Genomic DNA, 25949 nt, shown 5'->3' with positions numbered 1-25949 from the left:
TCGTCGTCGTAGCCGATCTCCTGGACCACCTGCCCGGGCTGGAACCCCAGCCTGGCGGCAGGGTTCGTCCGCTCCTCCGCGTGGTCCGCGGTCGCGCTCACGGGTTGCCTCCTGATCATGTTTTGGGAAATATCTCAGCCACGCGCGTGCGCGAAGCATTGGCCGTAGTCCACACGGGCGGGACGGATCGCGCAAGTACCCGGCCGTCCAGACCGCCGAAACGGTGACGATCCTGGCCGTGTCACCGCAACTCCAGGCACACCATCATGGTCCCAGGTGACGCACACCACACCTTTCTGCCCCGTTTGGGCGTTTGGGAATCGTCCGTGGGTACGAGACTCGAAGGTATTCGCCCCATACGTCACGGAGTCGATCTCACGCACGGGTTACCGCTCGGTAGAGATGACGTTTCACGGCCCCGAGGTGGACCATGGGGAGCGGCGCGGCCCCCCAGCGACGACGCCCAGCGACGACAGCGAAACAGCGGCCCTCGCACGGCCCTCTGACAGGTAAGGAACAGCGTGGCTTCCGCATCCGATCGCAACCCGATCATCATTGGCGGCCTTCCGAGTCAGGTTCCTGACTTCGATCCCGAAGAGACGCAGGAGTGGCTCGACTCCCTCGACGCCGCCGTCGACGAGCGCGGCCGGGAGCGCGCCCGCTACCTGATGCTGCGGCTGATCGAGCGGGCCCGCGAGAAGCGCGTGGCCGTGCCGGAGATGCGCAGCACGGACTACGTCAACACCATCCCCACCAAGAGCGAGCCGTTCTTCCCGGGCAACGAGGAGATCGAGCGCAAGATCCTCAACGCCACCCGCTGGAACGCGGCCGTGATGGTCTCCCGCGCCCAGCGCCCGGGCATCGGCGTCGGCGGCCACATCGCCACGTTCGCCTCCTCCGCCTCCCTCTACGACGTGGGCTTCAACCACTTCTTCCGCGGCAAGGACGAGGGCGACGGCGGCGACCAGGTCTTCTTCCAGGGCCACGCCTCCCCCGGCATCTACGCCCGCGCCTTCCTGCTGGACCGGCTGAGCGAACAGCACCTGGACGGCTTCCGCCAGGAGAAGTCGAAGGCGCCGTACGCGCTGTCGTCGTACCCGCATCCGCGGTCGATGCCGGACTTCTGGGAGTTCCCGACGGTGTCGATGGGCCTCGGCCCGATCGGCGCGATCTACCAGGCGCGCATGAACCGCTACATGGAGGCGCGCGGGATCGCCGACACCTCCAAGTCGCACGTCTGGGCGTTCCTGGGCGACGGCGAGATGGACGAGCCGGAGTCGCTGGGCCAGCTGTCCATCGCCGCCCGCGAGGGCCTGGACAACCTCACGTTCGTCGTCAACTGCAACCTGCAGCGCCTCGACGGCCCGGTGCGCGGCAACGGCAAGATCATTCAGGAACTGGAGTCGATCTTCCGGGGCGCCGGCTGGAACGTGATCAAGCTGGTATGGGACCGCACATGGGACCCGCTGCTCGCCCAGGACCGCGACGGCGTGCTGGTCAACAAGATGAACACCACGCCGGACGGGCAGTTCCAGACGTACGCCACGGAGACCGGCGCGTACATCCGCGACCACTTCTTCGGTGACGACCACCGGCTGCGCGCGATGGTCGAGAACATGACCGACGACCAGATCCTGCACCTGGGGCGCGGCGGTCACGACCACCGCAAGATCTTCGCGGCGTACAAGGCGGCCGTGGAGCACAAGGGACAGCCGACGGTCATCCTCGCCAAGACCATCAAGGGCTGGACGCTGGGCCCGAACTTCGAGGGCCGCAACGCCACGCACCAGATGAAGAAGCTGACGGTCGACGACCTCAAGCGCTTCCGCGACCGGCTGCACCTGCCGATCCCGGACAAGGAGCTGGAGTCCGGCGTGCCGCCGTACTACCACCCGGGCCGGGACTCGGAGGAGATCCAGTACATGCACGACCGCCGCAGGTCGCTCGGCGGTTACGTGCCCACCCGCGTCGTCCGCTCCAAGCCGCTGCCGCTGCCCGAGGACAAGACGTACGCGACCGTGAAGAAGGGCTCGGGACACCAGTCCATCGCGACGACGATGGCGTTCGTGCGGCTGCTCAAGGACCTCATGCGGGACAAGGAGATCGGCAGGCGGTTCGTGCTGATCGCGCCGGACGAGTACCGCACGTTCGGCATGGACTCGTTCTTCCCGAGCGCGAAGATCTACAACCCGCTCGGCCAGCAGTACGAGTCGGTCGACCGCGAGCTGCTGCTCGCCTACAAGGAGTCGCCGAACGGCCAGATGCTGCACGACGGCATTTCCGAGGCGGGCTGCACGGCCTCGCTGATCGCCGCGGGCTCGGCCTACGCCACGCACGGCGAGCCGCTGATCCCGGTCTACGTCTTCTACTCGATGTTCGGCTTCCAGCGCACCGGCGACCAGTTCTGGCAGATGGCCGACCAGCTGGCGCGCGGTTTCGTCCTGGGCGCGACCGCCGGCCGGACGACCCTGACCGGTGAGGGCCTGCAGCACGCCGACGGCCACTCGCAGCTGCTGGCCTCGACCAACCCGGGCTGCGTGGCGTACGACCCGGCGTTCGGCTTCGAGATCGCGCACATCGTCAAGGACGGGCTGCGGAGGATGTACGGCAGTTCGCCGGAGCACCCGCACGGCGAGGACGTCTTCTACTACCTGACCGTCTACAACGAGCCCATCCAGCACCCCGCCGAGCCCGAGAACGTGGACGTGGAGGGCATCCTCAAGGGCCTGTACCGCTTCAGCGAGGGCACGGCCGGCCAGACCCCGGCGCAGGTCCTGGCGTCCGGTGTCGCGCTGCCCTGGGCGATCGAGGCGCAGCGGATCCTGGCCGAGGACTGGAACGTCCGGGCGGACGTCTGGTCGGCGACCTCCTGGAACGAGCTGCGGCGCGAGGCCGTGGCCTGCGAGGAGCACAACCTGCTGCACCCGGAGGAGGAGCAGCGGGTGCCGTACGTGACGCGCAAGCTCGCGGACGCGCAGGGGCCGGTCGTGGCGGTGTCCGACTGGATGCGGTCGGTTCCGGACCAGATCGCCCGCTGGGTTCCGCAGCCGTACCAGTCGCTCGGCGCGGACGGCTTCGGCTTCGCCGACACCCGGGGTGCGGCGCGGCGCTTCTTCCACATCGACGCGCAGTCGATCGTGGTCGCGGTCCTCACCGAGCTGGCCCGCGAGGGCAAGGTCGACCGGTCGGTGCTCAAGCAGGCCATCGACCGGTACCAGCTGCTCGACGTGTCGGCCGCGGACCCGGGGGCCGCGGGCGGCGACGCATAACACAGCGAGCCCTGTCAAGGGGTGGTGAGCCTCACGGGTACACCGTGGGCGCACCACCCCTTCACCTTTCCTACGATGCGGCCTATGCACCAGCAGTCGGCCCAGCTCCGTTGGGAACAGCACACACAGCGCCCCCTGTTCGGCCTGGCCCTGGCCTTCGCCGTCGCCTACGCCGTGCCGATCGTCCGGCCGGACGCGGGCCGGGAGGTGGTGGAGGTCTGCACGGCGGTGGAGTGGGTGGTGTGGGGGGCGTTCGCCCTCGACTACCTCGTCCGGCTCGCCCTGGCCGAGCGGCGGCTGTCGTTCGTCCGGACGCACTGGCTGGACCTCGCGGCGGTGGTGCTGCCGCTGCTGCAGCCGCTGCGTCTGCTGCGCCTGGTGTCCACGCTGCTGCTGGTCGGGCAGCGGGCGCGGATGGCCTCGCAGATAAGGCTCACGACGTATGTCGCCGGCTCGGTGGTCGGGCTGCTGATGTTCGGCTCGCTGGCCGTGCTGTCCGTGGAGCGGGACTCGCCGGACGGGAACATCCGGACGCTGGGTGACGCCGTGTGGTGGTCCTTCACGACGATGACGACCGTGGGCTACGGGGACCACGCCCCGACGACCGGGCTGGGGCGGATGCTCGCGGTCGGGCTGATGCTGTCCGGCATCGCCCTGCTGGGTGTGGTGACCGCGAACATCGCCGCCTGGTTCATCGCCCGGTTCGAGAAGGACGACGTGGAGGAGCGGCGGCAGACCGAGGCGATTCGGGAGCTGACGGAGGAGGTCCGGGCGCTGCGCGACGAACTCGCGGCGCTGAAGGGGACACCGGTGAAATGACAGGAAGGAGGGCCTCCGGCGCGGTCGCCGGAGACCCTTCCCTCACTTCCCCGCGGGGGACGGCAGGTCAGAACAGCATGCCGTTGCCCGGCGTCGCCGCTCCGGCCAGCCAGATGACGGCCAGGAGCGTGTCGATGGCGCCCAGGACGAAGGCCACCACGGCCGTGACCGGCCGGGAGCCCGCCCAGCTACGGCCCATCGCGAGCCAGCCGCAGACCATCGCCACGGGGCCGAGGATGATCCCCAGCACGAAGAAACCGGCGACCGCGCAGATGACTCCGATGATTCCGAGCGTCGCGCGATCCGGCCCGGTACGTGACCACGTCCGGCCACGTGAGCGGGGGTGCCTGCGCGTACCGTGTCCGAAGCTCGCCATCATCAACTCCCGTAAACCCTCGGTCGGTTGGGTTCGATGCGGGTACGACATGGCGAGTACCCCGGATGCGGCCTTCAATCCCGCTGCCTGCGCGCCACCCCCCTCCGGCAGCGCGCCGCAGCGTCCGTCCCCCATGCCCTGCGGAGGACTTGACCCACTGTGACCTGCGGTGGGGGTGGGAGGGGAGGGATCCCCGGCCTCGTTCACCCTGATAGGCGAACTCGGCCGGGATCCGCGGCACTCCGTCAGATGTGCCCGACGCCCGCGCCCGCCTCGGCGTTCTCCCCGCGCTTGGTGAGGAACGCGACGAACACGGCGACGGCGGCCACACCCGCGGCGGTCAGCGAGGCCAGGCTCATGCCGTCGATGAACGTGGTGTGCGCGACCTCGGTGATCTTCACGGCGATCTGCTCGGGCGTGCCCGGGGGCACCGGGGCGCTGCCCTGCTGGACGGCCAGCGCGGCCTGCTCGGTCTGGGCCGGGGTGAGCGGGGGCAGTCCCGCCTTCGCCCAGTTGCCGGCCAGGTCGTTGTCGACCTTGGAGGCCATGACGGCGCCCAGCACGGCCGTGCCCAGGCTGCCGCCGATCTGCATGGCGGCCTGCTGGAGTCCGCCGGCGACACCGGAGAGCTCCATCGGCGCGTTGCCGACGATGACCTCCGTGGCGCCGACCATGACGGGCGCGAGGCCGAGGCCGAGCAGGGCGAACCAGACGGACATGACACCACTGCCCGTCCCCGCGTCCAGCGTGGACATGCCGTACATGGCGATCGCGGTGAAGGCCATGCCGCCGGCCAGCGGCAGGCGCGGTCCGAACTTGGTGATCAGCACGCCGGCGAGCGGCGAGCCGACGATCATCATGCCGGTGAGCGGCAGCAGGTGCAGACCGGCGTCGATCGGGCTCATCCCGTGCACGTTCTGCAGGTAGAACGTCACGAAGAACAGGCCCCCCATGAACGCGATGGCCATCAGGACCATGAGGACGACACCCGCCGACAGCGGAACGGAACGGAACAGCGCCAGCGGGATCAGCGGCTCCTTGACCTTCGTCTCCCACAGGGCGAAGAGCCCGAAGCCGACGACCGACGCGACGATGAACGACCAGGTCTTCAGATCGCCCCAGCCCCACTCCGGGGCCTTGATCAGGGCCCAGACGAGGCAGAACATCGCGGCCGACAGCAGGACGATGCCCAGCAGGTCGAAGGAGCGCGGGGCGTTCTCGGCGCGGTGGTCGAGCAGGATCCAGACGCCGAGGACGACGGCGAGGACACCGACCGGCACGTTGATGAAGAACACCGACTGCCAGTTGACGTGCTCGACGAGCACGCCGCCGAGGATCGGGCCGCCGGCCGTGGAGGCACCGATGACCATGCCCCAGATGCCGATCGCCATGTTCAGCCTCTCGGCCGGGAAGGTGGCCCGCAGCAGGCCGAGCGCGGCCGGCATCAGCAACGCGCCGAAGAGCCCCTGGAAGACGCGGAAGACGATGACCGCGGTGATGCCCTTGGACAGTCCGATGGCGGCCGAGGAGGCGGCGAAGCCCGCCACGCCGATGAGGAACGTCTGGCGGTGACCGAACCGGTCACCGAGCTTGCCCGCGGTGATCAGGGAGACCGCGAGGGCGAGGAAGTAGGCGTTGGTGATCCATTGCAGATCCGACCAGGAGGCTCCCAGGTCCTTGCCGATCGCCGGGTTGGCAATGGCCACGATGGTGCCGTCGAGGGCCACCATCATGACCCCCACTGCGACGGTGATGAGGGTGAGCCAGGGGTGCCCTCGCAGCCCCTTGCCCGGCGTCGCGTCCGACGGCGTCGCAGGGGTGCCGCCCCCCGGCCCCGTCGTGTCGATGGTGGTCTGACTAGTCATACGTTCGAGGCTAATGACAGCCACTGACAATTGACAAACCAATTCACTAGTCGGTAACTGACACGACATCCCCGTATAGCCTGATCTGGGAAAACACTTCAGACGAGAGGAACACCTTGAACCTGCGCGAACGCAAGAAGCAGCGCACCCGGGACGCCCTGCTGCGGGCCGCCCTGGAGCTGTTCGCCACGCGCGGGTACGAGGAGACGACCGTCGACGACATCGCCGCCGCCGTCGACGTCTCGCAGCGCACCTTCTTCCGCTACTTCGCCGGGAAGGAGGAGACGGCGTTCTTCGTGCCGCGGCTCGCGGAGGCCCTCGTCGTCGACGCCGTACGGGCCCGTCCGCGGGACGAGGTGCCGCTGGAGGCGCTGCGCCGGGCCGTCGTGGAGAGCTGGGACACGATCCACGAGGCCGTCGCCGAGATCGTGCCGATCGACCTCCACATGCGCGTCTACCGGGTGATCGAGTCGACACCCGCGCTGCTCGCCGCCCATCTGCGCCGGGCGGCGGAGCTGGAGGAGCAGCTCGCCCGGATCATCGCCGAGCGCGAGGGGCTCGACGTCGACGCGGACCCGCGGCCGAGGATCGTCGTCGCCCTGTTCGGCGGGGTGATTCGCGTCACCGAGCGGCTCTGGTCCGCCGGGGACGACCTCACCCTGGACGGGCTGCGCGAACTCACCACGGCCTACCTCGATCAGGTGGGACCCGCACTGGCCGGGAACTGGCGTGCGGAGCCGTCCCCCTAGACCACACACCGAAACGTGATCCCGGTCACTTGGCTCACGCGAGACCCTCTCGTTCTCCTAGTGTGTCCTTTCAGTGACTTCCTTCGACACCTCCCCGCAACTGACCGTCTGGCGCGCACTGCTCGCTCTGGCCGTCGTGTTCGTGATGCTGGCGACCACCGGCTGGACGGCCCTGCGCAACCAGCGGGGTGACACGCCGCTGCAGGCCTCGCTCTCCGCGTGGGAGGACGGCCGGATCGCCGGCCGCCGCCTGCCGGACCCGCAGTCCGGGCCGGCGAAGCTCGCCCGCTTCTTCGGCTCGCTCGGCGAGCGGGACCGCGCGAGCCTGGTCCGCAAGTACGCCCTGGCGGTCGGCAACATGAACGGCGCCCCCATCGAGCTGCGCTACCGGGCCAACCGCGTGGCACTGGCCGAGGCGCGTGACGTCGAGCGGGAACGCATGCACGACAAGCGCCTCACCCCGGCCGGGCAGCACGAGGCCGGGCGCAGGATGCACCGCTTCGAGGACCTCCTGGAGAAGGGCCGCCACATCCTGGCCTTCGACCCGGAGGGCTCGGGCCGGGTGGCGGAGGTCTTCGGCGACCTGCGCGAGGCGGAGCGGGTCTCGGTCGTGGTGCCCGGCGTCGACACCGACCTGCTCACCTTCCAGCGCACCCACCGCCCCTACTCGGCGCCCGTCGGCATGGCCAAGGCCCTGTACGCGGCCGAGAAGCGGGCGAGCCCCTCGACCCGTACGGCCGTGATCGCCTGGGCCGACTACACGGCGCCGAGCGGCCTCGGCATCGACTCCGCGACCGCGATGCGCGCCGAGGACGGTGCCGTGCGGCTCGGCTCGCTGGTGCGGGCGCTGCCCGGCACCGCGCCGGTGTCGCTGTTCTGCCACAGCTACGGCTCCGTGGTCTGCGGGGTCGCGGCGCACGGCCTGCCGGACCGGGTGTCCGACATCGCGGTGGCCGGCAGCCCCGGCATGCGCGTCGAGAAGGCCGCCCAGCTGCGCACCGGCGCCCGGGTGTGGGCCATGCGGGACGCCGACGACTGGATCCAGGACGTTCCGTACCTGGAGCTGGGCGGGCTGGGCCACGGGGCCGATCCGGTGTCCGCCGGCTTCGGGGCACGGGTGCTGTCGGCGGCGGGCGCGAAGGGTCACGCCGGCTACTTCGAGCCGGGCACGGCAAGTCTGTTCAATTTCGCAGAGATCGGCGTTGGCGCATACCGCTCGGTGCACTGCGCGCACGAAGACGGCGTCTGCCGGACCGGTTCGTCCGGTACGGCGGCGGCCTGACGCGCGTAGCGGCGAAGGAACCGCGGTCTGCTCGGCAGGGGGACGGAGGAGCGCGTGCCGCATACGATGAGCCGCATGGGTGACGTACTGGCCGGATTTCATGCCGCCTGGGAGTTCGAGTCCGACTCCGTGCTCATCCGTTACGAACGGGGCATTCGAACACCCAAGCTCTTCCAGGCACTCGGGGAACGGCGGATCCCGCTGGACGCCATAGCCGGGGTGACGCTGACGCGCGGCAAGCGCGGCACGGTCGTGCTGCGGGTCGAACCGCGCCCCGGGGCGGACCCGTTGATGGAGGCGGCTGCCGGGCAGCTGAAGGAGAGCGGCGACCCCTACCGGCTGGTGCTGCCCGCCGAGCGGGAGGTGCTCGCGGAGTACTACGCCGACGAACTGCGGGGGCTGCTGACGGAGTCCGGGCCGGCGGACCGGTTCCTCGTGGAGCCGCCGAAGGGACCGCTGTCGTTCAAGGCGTACGACGGGAAGGCCTCCTTCGACGGCCGGACCGTGAACTTCCGCTGGTTCTGGACCGGTGCGTCGTCGGCGAAGTGGAAGGCCGGGGACCAGAGCTTCTCCGTCGGAGAGCTCGACGGGGTGGAGTGGCGCTCGCCGGAGGTCTTCGAGGGGCATCTGCGGCTGCTGCGGCGGGATGCCGGGCAGACGGCGGCGCAGGCCGACCAGGATCCGGCCGCGGTGGTGTTCGGGCTGGGGTACGGGCCGGTGCACGAGTCGTTGCCGTTCGCCGCGGCGGTGCTGGCCGCGGTGCGGACGTCCAGTCCGGTGGCCGCCGTGCCCGCGCCGCGCCGGGACCCCGCGGACATCGCCGAGCGGATCCGGCATCTCGGGGAGCTGCATCAGGCCGGGCTGGTGACGGATGAGGAGTTCTCGGTCAAGAAGGCGGAGTTGCTGGCGCAGCTCTAGCGTCTGCTCGATCTCGCCGTGGAGGGGCGCGGGTTCGTGCGTGGCCGGTCGCGCACACGCGGCGGAGCCGCACATCGGCACGGCCCCGCGCCCCCGAAGGCGCGCTTCGCTACTCCCGGCCCGCTGACGTGAAGGCCATGTCCGCGTAGCGGTTGCCCGCCACCTGGGCCGCGATGCCGTCCAGCAGGTCCAGTTGCTCGTCCGTCAGGACGATCCTGGTCGCCGCCGTGTTCTCCTCGACCCTGGAGGGCTTGCGGGTGCCGGGGATCGGGATGACCGGGAGGTCGCGGAGGGCCGCCTGCTGGTGGACCCAGGCCAGGGCGATCTGGCCGAGGGAGGCCTCGTGGGCCTCGGCCACCGAGCGGATCAGTTCCAGCAGGGTGGCGTTGGCCATCGCGTTGTCGCCCGTGAAGCGGGGCTGATGGCGGCGGAAGTCGTCGGACGACAGCTCCTCCGCGCTGGTGAACGAGCCGGTCAGGAAGCCCCGGCCGAGCGGGGAGTACGGCACGAGGGCCACGCCCAGCTCGCGGGCCGCCGGGACGACGCGCGCCTCGATGTCGCGGCTGAACAGGGACCACTCCGACTGCACGGCGGCGATGGGGTGCACGGCGTGCGCGGCGCGCAGTTCGTCCGCCGTGACCTCGCTCAGGCCCAGGTGCTTGACCTTGCCCTCGCGGACCAGGTCCGCCATGGTGCCGACGCTCTCCTCGATCGGCACGTTCACATCGCGCCGGTGCATGTAGTAGAGGTCGACGGCCTCGACGTCCAGGCGCTTCAGGCTCGCCTCGACGGCCTGGCGGATGTAGGGCGGGTCGTTGCGGACGATCCGGCGCGTCGGGTCGTCCGCGGGGATGGACAGGGCGAACTTGGTCGCGATGACGACCTCGTCGCGGTGGGCCTTGAAGAACGGCGCCAGGAACCGCTCGTTCTCGCCGGCGCCGTACGCGTCGGCCGTGTCGTAGAGGGTGACGCCCAGTTCGAGGGCCCTCTCCAGGGTGGCGCGGGAGGCGTCCGCGTCCGAGGGGCCGTAGGCGAAGCTCATACCCATGCAGCCGAGGCCCTGGACACCCACCTCGGGGCCGTGGTCGCCGAGCTTCGCCGTCGTGATCCTGCCGTCCGTCATCGGGACCTCTCCGACGCCAGGGCACGCCCGGCGTCCGCGTAGAAACTGATCTTCCGGTCGAGCACGGCGAGCGTGCCGCGGAGTTCCTCGATCCGCGCGAGGACGTCCTCGCGGGTCGTCCGCAGCAGCTCGAAGCGCTCGGCGTAGGTGTGGTCGCCCTCGCGCACCAGTTCCGCGTACCTGACCATGTCGGCGACCGGCATGCCCGTCAGGCGGAGCTTGCCGACCAGGTCGAGCCAGTCGAGGTCGCGGTTGGTGTAGCGGCGCTGACCGGTGTGGGAGCGGTCGATGTGCGGCATCAGGCCGATGCGCTCGTACCAGCGCAGGGTGTGGGCCGTCAGGCCGGTGAAGGCGACGACCTCGCTGATCGTGTAGCGGTCCTCGCCGTCCGGGCGCCGGTTCTGCTGCGGCGGGCCGGCGCAGGTGTCGGCCCTGGTCCCCGTGGTCTCCATCACCGTCATGCCCCCCACGCTAGAACCTTGGAGTGCGCTCGAAGCAAGCGCCGACGGCAAGAAATCGGCAGGACGTCTCCTGATCCGGCTGGTTAGCGTACGGGGTCATGAGTCTCGTACGCCGTGCCCTGCCCGAGGACGCCGAGGAAGTTCTGCGCCTGCGCCAGGTCATGATCGACGCGCTGTTCCCCTCCGGCCCCTCCCCCGCCTGGCACGGCGACTCCCTTCCGACGCTGAGGTCCGAACTGGGCGAGGCGGACGGGAACTTCGCGGCGTTCGTGGTGGACCACCCGCGGCGGCCGGGGGCGCTGGCTTCGCTGGTGGCCGGGACGATCGACTACCGCATCGGCAGGCCGGGCGACCCGCGGGGCCTGGTGGGCTTCGTGTTCAGCGTCGCCACCGACCCGGACGCCCGGCGCCGCGGATACGCCCGCGCGTGCATGACGACGCTGCTGGGCTGGTTCCGCGAGCGCGGCGTCCGGCGGGTGCAGCTCACCGCCTCGCCGGAGGCCGAGCCGCTGTACGTCTCGCTCGGGTTCCGCCCCAAGCCCGACCCCTTGCTGGAGCTGACGCTCTGAGCGCATAGGCTCGAACGCATGTCGCTGAAGAGCCTCGCGTTGATCGAGAAGTGGCCGGTTCCCACCGCCGCGGCGGGTGTCGTCCGGGCGGACGGCACCGTCCTCGGCACCCACGGTCCGGCCGGGCGGCGGTTCCCGCTCGCCTCGGTGACCAAGCCGCTGGCCGCCTACGCGGTGCTGGTCGCCTACGAGGAGGGCGCGGTCGAGTTCGACGAGCCCGCCGGTCCGACCGGGTCGACCGTGCGGCATCTGCTCGCGCACACCTCGGGCCTGGCCTTCGACGAGCACAAGGTCACGGCCCCGCCCGGGGAGCGGCGTCTGTACTCCAACGCCGGGTTCGAGCAGCTCGGCGACCATGTCGCGAAGGCGACCGACATCCCGTTCGCCGAGTACCTGCGGCAGGCCGTGCTGGAGCCGCTGGGCATGACCTCGACGACCCTGGAGGGCTCCCCGGCCAAGGACGGGGTCTCCACGGTGGAGGACCTGCTGCGGTTCGCCGCCGAGGTGCAGGCGCCGCGGCTGCTGGACCCCCGTACGGTCGCCGAGGCGATGAGCGTGCACTACCCGGGCACCAAGGGCGTCCTGCCGGGGTACGGCCACCAGAACCCCAACGACTGGGGGCTCGGTTTCGAGATCCGCGACTCCAAGTCGCCGCACTGGACGGGCGCTTCGTCCTCACCCCGCACGTTCGGGCATTTCGGTCAGTCCGGTACGTTCCTGTGGGTCGACCCGGACGCGGGGGCGGCGTGCGTGGCGCTGACGGACCGGGCGTTCGGGCCGTGGGCGATCGAGGCGTGGCCGCCGTTCACGGACGCGGTGCTGGCGGAGCTCTAGCAGCGGCCCGCAGCCCTACGCCATCTCCCAGACGAGCAGCTCGGCCCGCGTCACGGCCTCGGCCTCCAGGCCCCTGGCGCCGGTGATCCGGGCCGCGTCGCCGGCGCCCAGCTCCTCGCCGTCCAGGCGCACCTCACCGCGGACGACGTGCACGTACGCGTACGCCGCGTCCGGCACCGCCGTCCGCTCCCCCGCCGCCAGGCGCCGTACGTGCAGCATGGCGCCGGCCTCCGGGACGGCGTAGGGCGTGGAGTCGGCGATGCCGCGGACCACCTCGTACGACGGCTCGCCGCCGGGCTCCAGGGGGGCGAGCCACATCTGCAGGAAGGTCAGGGGCTCGGGCCCGTCGTTGCGTTCCACGTGCCGCACCCCGGCCGCCGAGCTGAGCCGCTGCACGTCGCCGTGGCGGACGACGGACTCGTGCCCGCTGGAGTCGCGGTGCGTCAGCTCGCCCTCCACCACCCACGTCACGATCTCGGTGTGGCTGTGCGGGTGCTCGTCGAACCCGGCGCCCGGGGCCAGCCGTTCCTCGTTGCAGGCGAGCAGCGCGCCGAAGCGGAGGTTGTCGGGGTCGTAGTGGGGCCCGAAGGAGAAGGCGTGCCGGGTCTCGATCCCGGCCGCCGGGTCGCCGCCCTGGTAGCGCTCGCCGGCGCGCCGAATGTCCGTCACGCGGTCCACCGTAGACCCGGCGGCGCACCTTCCCGTCCGGATAAGGCAGTCTTGTCCCGTGCCCGAACCCGAAACCAGCAAGAACGCAGCCGCAGCCCGTGACCTCCACGCACATGCCGCGACCCTGAAGCGGCTGGAGAAGTCCTCCGGATCACTCGCCGCGCAGGCCATCGCGCGGATGGACGAGACGCTGCCCTGGTACCGGGCCATGCCCCCGGAGAACCGTTCCTGGATCGGTCTGGTCGCGCAGGCGGGCATCGCCGCGTTCACCGAGTGGTTCCGGCACCCGGACGCCCCGCAGGCCATCTCCACCGACGTGTTCGGCACCGCGCCGCGCGAGCTGACCCGGGCGATCACGCTGCGCCAGACCGTGGAGATGGTGCGCACCACCATCGAGGTCATGGAGTCCGCGATCGACGAGGTCGCGGCCCCCGGCGACGAGCGCGTCCTGCGCGAGGCGCTGCTCGTCTACGCCCGCGAGATCGCCTTCGCCACCGCCCAGGTGTACGCCCAGGCCGCCGAGGCACGCGGCGCCTGGGACGCCCGGCTGGAGTCCCTGGTCGTGAACGCCGTGCTGAGCGGCGAGGCCGACGAAGGGGCCGTGTCCCGGGCCGCCGCCCTCGGCTGGAACTCGCCCGAGCACGTCTGCGTGGTGCTCGGCACGGCCCCCGACGGGGACAGCGAGCTGACCGTCGAGGCCATACGGCGGGCCTCCCGGCACGCCAAGCTCCAGGTGCTGACCGGGGTGCTCGGCGACCGGCTGGTCGTCATCGCGGGCGGCAGCAACAACCCGCTGGCCGTGGCCAAGTCGCTCATCGGCCCGTTCGCGGCCGGGCCGGTCGTGGCCGGTCCTGTGGTACCCGACCTGCAGGCCGCGACGCGGTCCGCGCAGGCCGCCGCCGCCGGCCTGAAGGCGTGTTCCGCCTGGCAGGACGCCCCGCGCCCGGTCCTCGCCGACGACCTGCTCCCGGAGCGGGCGATCGCCGGTGACCCCTCGGCGCGTGAGCAACTGGTGGAGGAGATCTACAGACCGCTGGAGGAGGCCGGGGCTGCGCTCCTGGAGACCCTCAGCGTCTATCTCGAACAGGCGAGCAGCCTCGAAGGCGCGGCCCGGATGCTGTTCGTGCATCCCAACACCGTCCGCTACCGGCTTCGACGTGTGACTGACGTCACCGGCTGGTCACCCTCCGATGTACGCTCTGCCTTCACGCTGCGGATCGCGCTGATCCTGGGGCGCCTGGTCGATGGAGATCTCCAGCCCTAAGGTTTTGTGGAAGCTCGACAAAACCCCCCCGTGTTCTTCGTCCCTGTCCCCACGGGCGGCCGTGCCCGTACGCAAGAGAGAGTGTGAGAGTGCTCGTACTCGTCGCTCCCGGCCAGGGCGCCCAGACGCCCGGCTTCCTGACTGAATGGCTCGACCTCCCCGGTGTCCGCGGTGCCCTGGAGGCATGGTCCGACGCCGCGGGGATCGACCTGATCCGTTACGGCACCGAGGCCGACGCGGAGGAGATCCGCGACACCGCGGTGGCGCAGCCGCTGCTGGTCGCGGCCGGACTGACGTCCGCGTCCCTGCTGTTCGAGGACCCGGCCGACCTCCCGCGCAAGGTCGGCGCCCTCGCCGGTCACAGCGTCGGCGAGTTCACCGCCGCCTCGCTCGCCGGGGTGCTCCCCCACGAGGAGGCGCTGCGCCTGGTCCGTGCCCGCGGTCTCGCCATGGCCGAGGCCGCCGCCGTCACCGAGACGGGCATGGCCGCGCTGCTGGGCGGCGACCCCGCCGTGACGGTTCCGCACCTGGAGGAGCTGGGCCTGACCCCGGCGAACATCAACGGCGCGGGCCAGATCGTCGCGGCCGGCACCAAGGAGCAACTCGCCGCGCTGGAGGCGGACAAGCCCGAGGGCGTGCGCAAGGTCGTCGCGCTGAAGGTCGCCGGCGCGTTCCACACGCACCACATGGCCCCCGCGGTCGAAACACTGGCGAAGGCCGCCGCCGACGCCCGGGGCACCGGCGACCCGAAGGTCACCTACGTCTCCAACAAGGACGGGCAGGCCGTCGCCGCCGGCGGCGAGGTGCTGGAGCGTCTGGTCGGCCAGGTCGCCAACCCGGTCCGCTGGGACCTGTGCATGGAGACCTTCAAGGAGCTCGGGGTCACGGCCCTGATCGAGGTCTGCCCGGGCGGCACCCTGACAGGCCTCGCCAAGCGCGCCCTGCCGGGCGTGAGGACGCTGGCCCTGAAGTCCCCCGCCGACCTCGACGCCGCTCGCGAGCTCGTCGCCGAGCACAGTGCCTGAGAAGGAGCCCGAGAGCATGGCGAAGATCAAGCCCAGCAAGGGCGCCCCGTACGCGCGGATCCTGGGCGTCGGCGGCTACCGCCCGACCCGGGTCGTGCCGAACGAGGTGATCCTGGAGACGATCGAGTCGTCCGACGAGTGGATCCGCTCGCGCTCCGGCATCGAGACGCGGCACTGGGCCTCCGACGAGGAGACCGTCGCGCAGATGTCGATCGAGGCGTCCGGCAAGGCCATCGCCGACGCGGGCATCTCCGTCGAGCAGATCGGCGGCGTGATCGTCTCGACCGTCTCGCACTTCAAGCAGACGCCGGCCGTCGCCACCGAGATCGCCGACAAGCTGGGCACGGACCGGGCCGCCGCATTCGACATCTCGGCGGGCTGCGCGGGCTTCGGCTACGGCCTGACCCTCGCCAAGGGCATGATCGTCGAGGGCTCGGCGGAGTACGTCCTGGTGATCGGCGTCGAGCGGCTGAGCGACCTGACCGACCTGGAGGACCGGGCGACGGCCTTCCTGTTCGGCGACGGGGCCGGCGCGGTCGTGGTCGGCCCGTCCCAGGAGCCCGCGATCGGCCCGACCGTGTGGGGCTCCGAGGGCGACAAGTCCGACACCATCAAGCAGACCGTGCCGTGGACGGACTACCGCGACGGGACGGTCGAGAAGTTCCCCGCGATCACCCAGGAAGGCCAGGCGGTGTTCCGCTGGGCCGTGTTCGAGATGGCGAAGGTCGCCCAGCAGGCGCTGGACGCGGCCGGGATCACCGTGGACGACCTGGACGTCTTCATCCCGCACCAGGCCAACGTGCGGATCATCGACTCGATGGTGAAGACCCTGAAACTGCCGGAGCACGTCACGGTCGCGCGTGACATCCGCACCACCGGCAACACCTCGGCCGCCTCGATCCCGCTCGCGATGGAGCGGCTCCTGGCGACCGGCGAGGCGAAGAGCGGCGACACCGCGCTCGTCATCGGCTTCGGGGCGGGTCTCGTCTACGCCGCGACTGTCGTTACCCTCCCCTAGGCACTCCGTGCCGGATCATGCGATCCGGGACGGGAAGAACCACCTGCCACACCCTCTGGATATCTACGAAGGAGCGCCAACATGGCCGCCACTCAGGAAGAGATCGTCGCCGGTCTCGCCGAGATCGTGAACGAGATCGCCGGCATCCCGGTTGAGGACGTCCAGCTGGACAAGTCCTTCACCGACGACCTGGACGTCGACTCGCTGTCCATGGTCGAGGTCGTCGTCGCCGCCGAGGAGCGCTTCGACGTCAAGATCCCGGACGAGGACGTCAAGAACCTCAAGACCGTCGGCGACGCGACCGACTACATCCTCAAGCACCAGAGCTGACCGGCCGATCAGGCCGTCTGGCTGACTGCCCCGCCACCCGGCGGTGGCGCCGCTTAATCCTCGGATCCGTTGGAGAAAGAATTCCCGTGAGCTCGACCAATCGCACCGTGGTCGTCACCGGTATCGGCGCAACCACACCGCTGGGTGGCGACGCAGCCTCTACCTGGGAGGGCCTGGTCGCCGGACGTTCCGGCGTCAAGCCCCTGGAGCAGGACTGGGCGGCCGACCAGGCCGTCAGGATCGCGGCGCCGGTCGCCGTGGAGCCGACCGAGGTCATCCCCCGGCCGCAGGCCCGCCGACTGGACCGCTCGGCCCAGTTCGCGCTGGTCGCGGCCAAGGAGGCCTGGGCCGACGCCGGTTTCGAGGCGAAGGCCGGCGAGGACCCGAACATCGACCCCGACCGGCTCGGCGCGGTCATCGCCTCCGGCATCGGCGGCGTGACGACGCTGCTCGACCAGTACGACGTGCTGAAGGAGAAGGGCGTCCGCCGCGTCTCCCCGCACACCGTTCCCATGCTGATGCCCAACAGCCCGTCGGCCAACGTGGGTCTGGCCGTGGGCGCCCGGGCGGGCGTGCACACGCCGGTCTCCGCCTGCGCCTCGGGCGCCGAGGCCATCGGCTACGCCATCGAGATGATCCGTACCGGCCGCGCCGACGTCGTCGTCGCGGGTGGCACGGAGGCGGCGATCCACCCGCTGCCCATCGCCGCGTTCGGCAACATGATGGCGATGTCCAAGAACAACGACGACCCGCAGGGCGCGTCGCGCCCCTACGACGTCGCCCGTGACGGCTTCGTCCTCGGTGAGGGCGCCGGAGTCGTCGTCCTGGAGTCCGCCGAGCACGCCGCGAAGCGCGGGGCCCGGGTGTACGCCGAGGCGGTCGGGCAGGGCATCTCCGCCGACGCGCACGACATCGTGCAGCCGGAGCCGGAGGGGCGGGGCATCTCGCACGCCCTGCAGAACCTGCTGGAGCGCACCGACCTGGACCCGGCGGAGATCGTGCACGTCAACGCGCACGCGACGTCGACGCCGGCCGGGGACATCGCCGAGCTGAAGGCGCTGCGGAAGGTGTTCGGTGACGACACCGACCACATCGCGGTGTCCGCGACGAAGTCGATGACCGGGCACCTGCTGGGTGGCGCCGGTGGTGTGGAGACCGTGGCGACGGTGCTCGCGCTGTACCACCGGGTGGCTCCGCCGACGATCAACGTGGAGAACCTGGACCCGGAGGCCGAGGCGAACGCCGACGTCGTGCGGGGTGAGGCCCGGAAGCTGCCGGTCGAGGGCCGTATCGCCGCGCTGAACGACTCGTTCGGCTTCGGCGGGCACAACGTGGTGCTGGCGTTCCGGACCGTCTGAGAAGCCCGGCTTCCCACTCGTTCCACGTGAAGGGCCCCCACCTGCGGGTGGGGGCCCTTCACGTACGCGCGAGCGGGAATCAGACCACCTGGTGGAGCCAGCGCACCGGGGCGCCCTCGCCCGCGTATCTGAAGGGTTCCAACTCGTCGTCCCAGGGCTTGCCCAGGAGCTTGCTGAGCTCCGCTTCCAGGTTGGTCTCACCCTGCTGGGAACGCTGCAGTGCCGCGCGCAGGCGGTCCTCGGGGATGAGGATGTCGCCGTGCATGCCGGTGACGGCGTGGTAGATGCCCAGGTCAGGGGTGCAGCTGTAGCGCTCGCCCTCGGCGGTGGGGCAGGGTTCCGCGGTGACCTCGAAGCGCAGCAGGTGCCAGCCGCGCAGCGCGGAGGCCAGTTTGGACGCCGTGCCCACCTGGCCCTGCCAGGAGAACTCCGAGCGCCAGGTGCCGGGCGCGGCGGGCTGCCGGATCCAGTCCAGGCTGACGCGTGTGCCGAGCACCCCGGCGACGGCCCACTCGACGTGCGGGCACAGCGCGCGCGGCGCGGAGTGCACGTACAGAACTCCACGTGTCGTCACCGGAACCTCCGGGCAGAGCGGACCATCTTGGAACAGGCGGAACGGCGGTGACCGGGCGGGTCACGTTGATGGCGAGGCTACCGTGCGGGGGCGCGAGGAGTGTGACGTACGGTCGGTCCGGGTGCCGGGAAACTCCCGCCATTCACCCAGGGGGACGCTTGTGCGGGTGTGAGCCGTTGCACCTGATCGGCCGGGAACCCTCGTGCGTTGTCATGGGTTGGGCAGACAGGGACGGCACGGCGAGGGGACGGACCAGACATGTGGACGCGGAGCCATCGCGCACGGGGTGTCCTCGCCGTGGTCGCCGCGGCCGTGCTGGGCGTGGCCGGGTGTGACGCCGTGGGCGGCGACTCCGCAGCCCCGTCCCAGCGTGCGCAACCGTCCCCGAAGCCCACGCCCCTGTGGGACCGCAGCCCGAGTTCCGTCGCCGCCGTCGGTGACTCCATCACGCGCGCCTTCGACGCGTGTGACGTGCTGTCGGACTGTCCGGAGGCGTCCTGGGCGACCGGCACCAGCCCCGAGGTCGACTCGCTGGCGGTGCGGCTGCTGGGCAGGACCGGGGCCGCCCGGCGGAGCTGGAACCACGCCGTGACGGGCGCGCGGATGGCCGACCTGCCCGGGCAGATGGCCCGGGCGGTGCGGCGCAAACCGCAGCTGGTGACGGTGATGGTCGGGGCGAACGACGCCTGCCGGGCCACGCCCTCGGCGATGACCCCGGTCTCCGCCTTCCGTGCCGATTTCGAGGACTCGCTGCGTTCCCTGCGCAAGGCCCTGCCCAAGGCCCAGGTGTTCGTGGCGAGCGTGCCCGACCTGAAGCGGTTGTGGTCCGAGGGCCGTTCCAGCGCGATGGCCAGGCAGGTCTGGCAGCTGGGCATCTGCCCGTCGATGCTGGGCGACGCGGACGCCCTGGACGCGTCGGCGACCCTGCGGCGGGAGCGGGTGCGCCAGCGCGTGGAGGAGTACAACAAGGTCCTGGCGGAGGTCTGCGACCAGGACGAGCGGTGCCGTCACGACGGCGGGGCGGTGTACGAGTACCGCTTCGGCACGGCCCAGTTGAGCCGCTGGGACTACTTCCACCCGAGCGTGAACGGACAGGCCCGGTTGGCGGAGATCGCGTACCGCACCGTCACGGCGGAAAAGCCCCTGACTTAGGGTTCCGCACATGAGCGAACTCTTCGGCACACTTCCCGACGGGACCCCGGTGCACCGCTGGACCCTGGAGCGGGCGGGTGTACGGGTGCGGGTGCTGTCGTACGGCGGGATCGTGCAGTCGGTCGAGGTGCCGGACCGGGCCGGGCGGGCCGCCGACGTGGTGCTGGGGTTCCCGGATCTCGACGGGTACCTCGGCCATCCGGAGCCGTATCTGGGTGCCCTCGTCGGGCGGTACGCCAACCGGATCGCCGGCGGCCGGTTCCCGCTGGACGGGCGGACGTACGCCCTGGAGGCGAACAACGGGCCGAACTCGCTGCACGGCGGGGTGCGTGGCTTCGACAAGCGGGTGTGGGACGTGAGCCCGGTCGAGCACGGTGTGCGCCTGTCCCGGGTCAGTCCGCACGGCGAGGAGGGGTTCCCCGGGCGGCTGGAGGTCTCGGCGACGTACTCGCTGTCGGCGGACGGGGCGCTGCGGATCGCGTACGAGGCGGTGACGGACGCGCCGACCGTGGTGAACCTGACGAACCACAGCTACTTCAACCTGGCCGGCTCCGGTGACGCGGCCGGTCACGAGCTGCGGCTTGCGGCCTCCCGGTACACGCCGGTCGACGCGGACCTGATCCCGGCCGGCGGCCCGGAGGAGGTGTCCGGCACGCGGTTCGACTTCCGTGCGGCGCGCAAGGTGGGCAGCGGCTACGACCACAACTTCGTGCTGGACAAGGGGGTGACGGACACTCCGGTGGAGGTCGCCGAGCTGCACGACCCGGCGTCGGGGCGGGTGCTGACGGTGGCCACCACCGAGCCCGGGCTCCAGCTGTACACCGCCGATCACCTGGGCGAGCCGTTCGCGCCCGGCGACGGCGTCGCGCTGGAGACCCAGCACTTCCCCGACTCGCCGAACCGGCCGGAGTTCCCGACGACCGTGCTGCGGCCGGGCGAGGTGTTCCGCTCGGAGACGGTGTACGGGTTCGGCACCCGCTGAGGGGCCACGAGCCCCGGTCCGGAGGTCAGGTCCCGGACCGGGGCTGCCGAGTGGGGAACTTGTCCCGGATCAGACGTTAATCGTCGCGGTGATCCTGCGGTCGGTGATCGAGCGTCCGACCTGGATCTCGTACGAACCCTTCACAAACGACCACGAGCCGGTCGCCTCGTCCCAGATCTCGAAGGCGCGGCGGGGCAGTCCGACGGTCGCCTCGGCCGTCTCGCCGGGGCCGGCCTCGACGCCCGCGAAGCCGGCCAGCCAGCGCGCCGGGCGGGTGGGGCCGGGCTCGCGGGGGGCGAGGTAGAGCTGGACGACCTCGCGGCCGGGGCGGTCGCCGGTGTTGCGGAGGCGGACCTTCGCGGTAATCCCTTCCGGTGCCTCGGCGACCTCGACGGACTCGTAGGTCCAGTCGGTGTAGCCGAGGCCGTGGCCGAAGGGGTAGGCGGGGGTGCGGCCGTGCTTCTCCCAGGCGCGGTAGCCGATGAAGACGCCCTCTTCGTAGGGGAGTTCGCCGTTCTCGGGGACGACCCGGGTGACCGGGGCGTCGGCCAGCGAGCCCCAGGTGGTGGGCAGGCGGCCGCCGGGCTCGTGGGCGCCGGTGAGGACGTCGGCGAGGGCCGCGCCGCCCTCCTGGCCGGGGAACCACGACAGCAGCACGGCGGCGACCTCGTCGCGCCAGGGCAGCTCCACCGGGGAGCCGGAGTTGACGACCACGACGGTGCGGGGGTTGGCCGCGGCGACGGCGCGCACCAGGTCGTCCTGGTGGCCGGGCAGGCGCAGGTCCGCGCGGTCGAAGCCCTCGGACTCGACGCGCTCGGTGGTGGCGACCACGACGACGGCCGTGTCGGCGGCCCGGGCGGCCTCGACCGCCTCGGCGATCAGTTCCGCGGGGTCGCGCTGCGGGTCCTGGTGGGCGAGGGTGAAGCCGATGACCCGCATGGGACCGTCCGGAGGCGGGACGGTGTGGGTCAGGGAGACCTCGACGGGTTCCCCGGCGGTGAGGTCGACCCGGGCGTGCGGCACGGGCGGGCCGAAGAAGGTGAGGAACGGGTCGTCCCCGTCGGGGCGCTGGACGTCGTCGTAGTACACGGTGCCGGCGACGGTCAGCCGGAAGGGGCCGAGACCCTTGATGCCGAAGGTGTGCGTGCCGGTCTCGCGCGGGGTGAAGGTGCCGGTCAGTTCGACGCTGTGCAGCATGTCGTGGCTGACGCCGTCGGGGAGGTCGGCGCCCGTCCACTGGATGTGGCCGCTGGGCGCGGAGCGGGTGCCGAGGACGGTGCCCGCGGCGTCCCGGCAGATGGCGCGCAGCTCGAAACCCCGGTCGGCGACGGGGAGTTCGGTGTTGGGGTCGGCGCCGAGGGCGTAGCCGAGGGTGCCTTCGGGCAGGGCGGCGGTCAGGCCGTCGAGCGGGGAGACGGTCCGGGCCGGGAAGACGGTGGCGGAGCCGCCGCCGAGGACGCGGGCGTCGCGGGCGGCGGCGCCGATCAGCGCGACCCGGCCGGGCCTCAGCGGCAGGGCGCCGCCTTCGTTGCGGACGAGGACGAAGGAGCGGCGGGCGATCTCGCGGGCGAGGGCCTCGCCGTCGACGCCCGGGGGCGGGTCGGTGACGACGGGTTCGGCGCCCTCCAGGACGCCGACCCGGGCGGCGAGGCGCAGCACGCGGCGGACGGCCTCGTCGACCAGCGTCTCGGCGGCCTCGCCGGCCCGCACGGCCCGGGCGAGGTTCTCGCCGTAGACGGTTCCGGGGCCGGGCATGGCGATGTCGAGGCCGCCGGTGAGGGCGCCGGTGGTGGAGCGGGCGGCGGTCCAGTCGGAGACGTTGACGCCGTCGAAGCCCCACTCCCCGCGCAGGACCTCGTTGACCAGGTGGTGGTGCTCGGTCATGGTCGGGCCGTTGACCGAGTTGTAGGCGGTCATGATGCCCCAGGGGCGGGCGTCGGCGACGATCGCCTCGAAGGGGGCCAGATACAGCTCGCGCAGGGCGCGTTCGCCCACGAGGTTGTTCACGGTGAGGCGGTCGGTCTCGGCGTCGTTGGCGACGAAGTGCTTGACGGTGGTGCCGACGCCGCCGGACTGGACGCCCCGGACGTACGCGGCGCCGATCCGGCCGGTGAGGTACGGGTCCTCGCTGTAGGCCTCGAAGTGGCGGCCGCCCAGCGGGGAGCGGTGCAGGTTCACCGTGGGGGCGAGCAGGACGTGGACGCCCTTGCGGCGGGCCTCCTGGGCGAGCAGGACACCGGCGCGGCGGGCGAGGCCGGCGTCCCAGGTGGCGGCGAGGGCGGTCGGGGAGGGCAGGGCGACGGAGGGGTCGTCGGCGCTCCAGTGCACCCCGCGGACGCCGATCGGGCCGTCGGACATGACCAGCGACGCGAGGCCGGCCTCCGGCAGCGCGGGCAGGCTCCACATGTCCTGGCCGGCCAGGATCCGTGCCTTGGCGTCCAGGTCGAGCTTGCCGAGGGCCGCCTCGACGGCTGCCTCGCGCCGCTGCTCCGCTGTCTCCGTCACGTCGGCACCTCCACGTCGAAAGCCGCTGGATGTCACCATCGTGCACCCGGAGCCTGTGACGCGGTAGGTTTCGTTATTCGCCCGTGATGTTCAGGTGTTCGGCATGTCGTACGGTGACGCCATGACGGGCAGGACGAGGAGCGAGGAACGGCGCGCGGAGATCGTGCGGGCCGCTCTGGAGGTGATCGCCGAGCGCGGCTACCGGGGAGCGAGCCTGGCGGCGGTCGCCGAGCGGGTCGGGCTGACCCAGCAGGGCCTGCTGCACCACTTCCCGACCAAGGAGGCGCTGCTCGTCGCGGTCCTTCAGGAGCGGGACCGCTGGGACGCGATGCCCGCCGGCCGGCTGCGCCTGGACCTGCTGGCCGCGCTGGTCGAGTACAACGCGATGCGCCCGGCCATCATCCAGACCTTCTCGGCGCTGCTGGGCGAGAGCGTCACCGAAGGGCATCCGGCCCGCGCCTACTTCACCGAGCGCTACGTCGGGGTCCGCGCCGGCATGGCCGAGGTGCTGCGCGCCGAGTACGGCGACCGCCTGCCCAGCGGCCTCACCCCCGAGCGGGCCGCCCCGCTGCTGGTGGCGATCCTGGACGGGCTGCAGTACCAGTGGCTGCTCGACCCGGAGTCGGTGGACATGGCGTCGGCGTTCCGGGACTTCCTGACGCTGCTGGGCGAGAGCGGCGGCTGAGCCCCCTCCCCCCGCCCGGCACGTATGGCGTGGACCACTGCCGTCACGCGATACTTCCGCCGTCCGGCACCACGCCACCCCCACCGTGACGGAAGGGCCCAACCCCCTTGAACTCCCTACGCGTTCGCCTCGGCGTCCTCGGCCTCGCGCTGCTGACCGGTCTGTCCACTCCCTCCTCGGCGAGCGCCGCCGAGGCGGCCCCCGCCCCCACCGTCGAGGAACAGCGGCTCGACCGGGCCGCCCCGCAGGAGATCCTGCGCCGCTCCGGATTCGACGCCGTGGCCCCGCGCCTGGCCCGGGCACTCGACTCGGCCCGCTCCTACGCGGAGGCCCGCCGGGCCGTCACCCGCGAGGGCACACAGCTGTGGCGGCGGGCGGTGGACCGGGCGCAGGGGCGCGGCCCCGCGGGCGGGGACCTCAGCCGGGACGACGACCGGCCGCTGTACTGGGCGCGGCTGGGCATGACCCGCGAAGTGCGCACCTGGGAGCCGGAGTTCGGTCTGACCGACCGGCAGCGGGCCGCGCTGCTGGACGCGCTGGAGCGCACCTCGCGCGGCCAGTCGGCCATCGGCTACCCGCACGGCAAGGGCCTGAAGCGGATCCTGCTCACCGGCTTCGACCCGTTCACCCTGGACCGGGACATCCGCATCTCCAATCCGTCCGGCGCCACCGCGCTCGCCCTCGACGGCACGGTCGTCGAGACCGCGGACGGCCCGGCCCGGATCGAGACGGCCGTGTTCCCGGTGCGCTGGCGCGACTTCACGGAAGGGACCGTGGAGCGGACCCTGCGGCCCCACCTGGGGAAGGTCGATCTGTTCACGACCGTGAGCCAGGGCCGCGTCGGGCGGTTCGACATCGAGCGGACCAACGGGGCCTGGCGGGGCGGCTTCGGGGACAACGAGAACATCGGCCGCACCGAGACGGTCCCCGTCACCGACCCCGCCTCGCAGCCGCAGTGGACGACGACCACGCTGCCGTACGCGGCGGTCGTCGCCGCCCCCACCGGCCGCTTCCCGGTGTACGACAACACGAGCGTCACCGAGATCCCGGCCGGCGGCACCGAGCCCGTCGTGCGTCCCGAGGGGCCGACCCCCGGCTCGACCGCGCGCGCGGGCGGCGGCGGGGACTACCTCTCCAACGAGATCGCCTACCGGGCGACCCTGCTGCGCGACCGGCTCGGGCTGCACGACGCCCTGCCGGGCGGACACGTGCACACGCCGGTGCTGCAGTTCGGCGCCGGGAACACCACCGAGGTCACCGACGCTGACTTCGTGCGCAACCGGCTGGACATCATCGCGCAGGTCAGGACGATCCTGAAGGTGGCTGCGGAAGCGTCTTGACCGTCTGGCCGCCGCCCTCATCGCCCTCCCGGATCTCCTCGCCCAGCAGTTCACGCGCCATGAGGGTGGCGCCGGCCACCGCGCCCGGCATCAGGAACACCGCGACGAACGGCACCAGGAAGGACACGGCGAGCGGGGTGCCGAAGCCCCAGACCAGGGTCCTGCGGCCACGCAGCAGCGCGAGGCGGGTGCGCAGCTCCACGCCGCGGCGCTGGAGGGCGACGGCGGTCAGTTCCTCGGTGAGGAAGAACCCGGTGACGAAGAACCCGATCACCGGCACGGCCGTCTGGCCGACGACCGGGATGAAACCGCACGCGAACAGCAGCACGCCCCACAGGGCGGCCCGCACGACGATCCGGAGACTGTCTCGGGCGGAGATCCACAGCTCCCGCCACAGCGGCAGCCCGGACTCGGGGGCGTGCCCGTCCGGGGACACGTCCCGGTCCACCTTCTCGGAGAGGTTCTCGTAGAAGGGCTGGCCGATCAGCAGCGTCACGGCGGTGAAGGTCACCACGGCGAGCAGCAGGGCGAGGGCGAACAGCATGACGGTGAGGAAGCCGCGGAAGATCCCGGGCCAGGGGCTCGACCAGCCGTCGGCGAACGGCGTCGCCCAGGTGACGGCGTCCTCCCCCCACAGCCCCAGCGCGACGAGCACCGCCGCGTAGAGCACCAGGGTGATCAGGCCCGGGAGCAGCCCGAAGCCGTAACTCCTGCCGTGCCGGGCCACCCATCGCTGGCCCTTGAGCAGGTACCGGAAACCCGTCCCCAGATCGCGCATGGGG

At 71.6% G+C, this 25949-nt stretch carries 24 protein-coding genes and 1 pseudogene; 16 read left to right on the top strand and 9 right to left on the bottom strand.

From position 1 onward, the window contains the following. Window positions 1–101, bottom strand: a pseudogene (locus RIN80_RS01145) (DUF3052 domain-containing protein); the annotation flags it as partial. Window positions 102–521: 420 nt separating this feature from the next. Here RIN80_RS01145 and aceE point away from each other — a divergent pair. Further along, window positions 522–3269: a pyruvate dehydrogenase (acetyl-transferring), homodimeric type gene (gene aceE / locus RIN80_RS01140; RefSeq protein WP_309093538.1), complete on the top strand. Its 2748-nt coding sequence runs from the start codon at window positions 522–524 to the stop codon at window positions 3267–3269. An 84-nt stretch (window positions 3270–3353) separates the two neighbouring features. After that, a complete protein-coding gene (locus RIN80_RS01135) occupies window positions 3354–4088 on the top strand; it encodes a potassium channel family protein (RefSeq protein WP_309093537.1) in 735 nt (244 codons plus the stop codon). Window positions 4089–4155: 67 nt separating this feature from the next. On the opposite strand, the gene RIN80_RS01130 is transcribed toward RIN80_RS01135, so the two are convergent. Then, the gene (locus tag RIN80_RS01130; protein ID WP_309093543.1) at window positions 4156–4467 is read right to left on the bottom strand and encodes a small hydrophobic protein; all 312 of its coding nucleotides are present in this window, start codon (window positions 4465–4467) and stop codon (window positions 4156–4158) included. Window positions 4468–4709: 242 nt separating this feature from the next. Continuing rightward, complete coding sequence (locus tag RIN80_RS01125; RefSeq protein WP_309093536.1) at window positions 4710–6329, bottom strand: MFS transporter; 1620 nt, start codon at window positions 6327–6329, stop codon at window positions 4710–4712. A 116-nt stretch (window positions 6330–6445) separates the two neighbouring features. Here RIN80_RS01125 and RIN80_RS01120 point away from each other — a divergent pair, with 116 nt between their 5' ends. The 3 genes from RIN80_RS01120 to RIN80_RS01110 all read left to right on the top strand — a co-directional run bounded on the left by RIN80_RS01120 (window position 6446) and on the right by RIN80_RS01110 (window position 9278). Then, on the top strand, window positions 6446–7078 hold the full coding sequence (locus tag RIN80_RS01120; protein WP_309093535.1) for a TetR family transcriptional regulator: 633 nt from the start codon (window positions 6446–6448) through the stop codon (window positions 7076–7078). 73 nt (window positions 7079–7151) lie between these two features. Beyond that, window positions 7152–8360: an alpha/beta hydrolase gene (locus tag RIN80_RS01115; RefSeq protein WP_309093534.1), complete on the top strand. Its 1209-nt coding sequence runs from the start codon at window positions 7152–7154 to the stop codon at window positions 8358–8360. A 66-nt stretch (window positions 8361–8426) separates the two neighbouring features. Continuing rightward, window positions 8427–9278 (top strand): DUF4429 domain-containing protein, encoded by an 852-nt coding sequence (locus RIN80_RS01110; RefSeq protein ID WP_309093542.1) that lies wholly within the window; start codon window positions 8427–8429, stop codon window positions 9276–9278. A 109-nt stretch (window positions 9279–9387) separates the two neighbouring features. Here RIN80_RS01110 and RIN80_RS01105 read toward each other — a convergent pair whose 3' ends face one another. Together RIN80_RS01105 and RIN80_RS01100 are read right to left on the bottom strand one after the other, a co-directional pair. Next, window positions 9388–10401: an aldo/keto reductase gene (locus RIN80_RS01105; protein WP_309093533.1), complete on the bottom strand. Its 1014-nt coding sequence runs from the start codon at window positions 10399–10401 to the stop codon at window positions 9388–9390. After that, a complete protein-coding gene (locus tag RIN80_RS01100; protein ID WP_309093532.1) occupies window positions 10398–10862 on the bottom strand; it encodes a MerR family transcriptional regulator in 465 nt (154 codons plus the stop codon). Before RIN80_RS01100 ends, RIN80_RS01105 begins: the two co-directional genes overlap by 4 nt. 98 nt (window positions 10863–10960) lie before the next feature. Between RIN80_RS01100 and RIN80_RS01095 the strand changes: the two genes are divergently transcribed. Both RIN80_RS01095 and RIN80_RS01090 read left to right on the top strand, forming a co-directional pair. Continuing rightward, window positions 10961–11431: a GNAT family N-acetyltransferase gene (locus RIN80_RS01095; RefSeq protein WP_309093531.1), complete on the top strand. Its 471-nt coding sequence runs from the start codon at window positions 10961–10963 to the stop codon at window positions 11429–11431. Between the two features lie 18 nt (window positions 11432–11449). Continuing rightward, on the top strand, window positions 11450–12265 hold the full coding sequence (locus RIN80_RS01090) for a serine hydrolase domain-containing protein (protein WP_309093530.1): 816 nt from the start codon (window positions 11450–11452) through the stop codon (window positions 12263–12265). 15 nt (window positions 12266–12280) lie between these two features. Here RIN80_RS01090 and RIN80_RS01085 read toward each other — a convergent pair whose 3' ends face one another. Continuing rightward, entirely contained in the window at window positions 12281–12934 is a 654-nt protein-coding gene (locus tag RIN80_RS01085) for a pirin family protein (RefSeq protein WP_309093529.1), read from the bottom strand. Between the two features lie 58 nt (window positions 12935–12992). On the opposite strand from RIN80_RS01085, the gene fasR reads away from it, so the two are divergent. From fasR to fabF, 5 genes are all read left to right on the top strand, one after another. Further along, entirely contained in the window at window positions 12993–14198 is a 1206-nt protein-coding gene (fasR, locus tag RIN80_RS01080) for a fatty acid biosynthesis transcriptional regulator FasR (RefSeq protein WP_309093528.1), read from the top strand. An 89-nt stretch (window positions 14199–14287) separates the two neighbouring features. Beyond that, window positions 14288–15223, top strand: coding sequence for an ACP S-malonyltransferase (locus RIN80_RS01075; protein WP_309093527.1), 936 nt, complete (start codon window positions 14288–14290; stop codon window positions 15221–15223). A 16-nt stretch (window positions 15224–15239) separates the two neighbouring features. Next, on the top strand, window positions 15240–16241 hold the full coding sequence (locus RIN80_RS01070) for a ketoacyl-ACP synthase III (protein ID WP_309093526.1): 1002 nt from the start codon (window positions 15240–15242) through the stop codon (window positions 16239–16241). A gap of 81 nt (window positions 16242–16322) precedes the next feature. Beyond that, window positions 16323–16571 (top strand): acyl carrier protein, encoded by a 249-nt coding sequence (locus RIN80_RS01065; RefSeq protein ID WP_121746777.1) that lies wholly within the window; start codon window positions 16323–16325, stop codon window positions 16569–16571. Window positions 16572–16657: 86 nt separating this feature from the next. Next, window positions 16658–17929 (top strand): beta-ketoacyl-ACP synthase II, encoded by a 1272-nt coding sequence (gene fabF / locus RIN80_RS01060; protein ID WP_309093525.1) that lies wholly within the window; start codon window positions 16658–16660, stop codon window positions 17927–17929. 79 nt (window positions 17930–18008) lie between these two features. On the opposite strand, the gene RIN80_RS01055 is transcribed toward fabF, so the two are convergent. Next, entirely contained in the window at window positions 18009–18503 is a 495-nt protein-coding gene (locus tag RIN80_RS01055) for a DUF3145 domain-containing protein (protein WP_309093524.1), read from the bottom strand. 258 nt (window positions 18504–18761) lie between these two features. Here RIN80_RS01055 and RIN80_RS01050 point away from each other — a divergent pair, with 258 nt between their 5' ends. After that, complete coding sequence (locus RIN80_RS01050; RefSeq protein ID WP_309093523.1) at window positions 18762–19655, top strand: SGNH/GDSL hydrolase family protein; 894 nt, start codon at window positions 18762–18764, stop codon at window positions 19653–19655. A gap of 10 nt (window positions 19656–19665) precedes the next feature. Then, window positions 19666–20637 carry an aldose epimerase family protein gene (locus RIN80_RS01045; RefSeq protein WP_309093522.1) on the top strand — a complete coding sequence of 324 codons (972 nt, stop codon included), beginning with the start codon at window positions 19666–19668 and terminating at the stop codon, window positions 20635–20637. A gap of 69 nt (window positions 20638–20706) precedes the next feature. Here the strand turns inward: RIN80_RS01045 and RIN80_RS01040 are convergent, their stop codons facing one another. Beyond that, window positions 20707–23181 (bottom strand): glycoside hydrolase family 3 C-terminal domain-containing protein, encoded by a 2475-nt coding sequence (locus tag RIN80_RS01040; RefSeq protein WP_309093521.1) that lies wholly within the window; start codon window positions 23179–23181, stop codon window positions 20707–20709. A gap of 64 nt (window positions 23182–23245) precedes the next feature. Here RIN80_RS01040 and RIN80_RS01035 point away from each other — a divergent pair, with 64 nt between their 5' ends. After that, window positions 23246–23827, top strand: coding sequence for a TetR/AcrR family transcriptional regulator (locus tag RIN80_RS01035; protein ID WP_309093520.1), 582 nt, complete (start codon window positions 23246–23248; stop codon window positions 23825–23827). 107 nt (window positions 23828–23934) lie between these two features. Continuing rightward, on the top strand, window positions 23935–25167 hold the full coding sequence (locus RIN80_RS01030) for a pyroglutamyl peptidase (protein ID WP_309093519.1): 1233 nt from the start codon (window positions 23935–23937) through the stop codon (window positions 25165–25167). On the opposite strand, the gene RIN80_RS01025 is transcribed toward RIN80_RS01030, so the two are convergent. Beyond that, entirely contained in the window at window positions 25130–25945 is an 816-nt protein-coding gene (locus RIN80_RS01025) for an EI24 domain-containing protein (RefSeq protein ID WP_309093518.1), read from the bottom strand. The genes RIN80_RS01030 and RIN80_RS01025 overlap by 38 nt on opposite strands. Window positions 25946–25949: the final 4 nt, after the last annotated feature.

The sequence above is a fragment of the Streptomyces sp. genome, from assembly GCF_031181705.1.
Classification (GTDB): Bacteria; Actinomycetota; Actinomycetes; order Streptomycetales; family Streptomycetaceae; genus Streptomyces.
The sequence above is the reverse complement of the archived record's forward strand: the minus strand, read 5'-3'. Positions and strand labels throughout refer to the sequence as shown.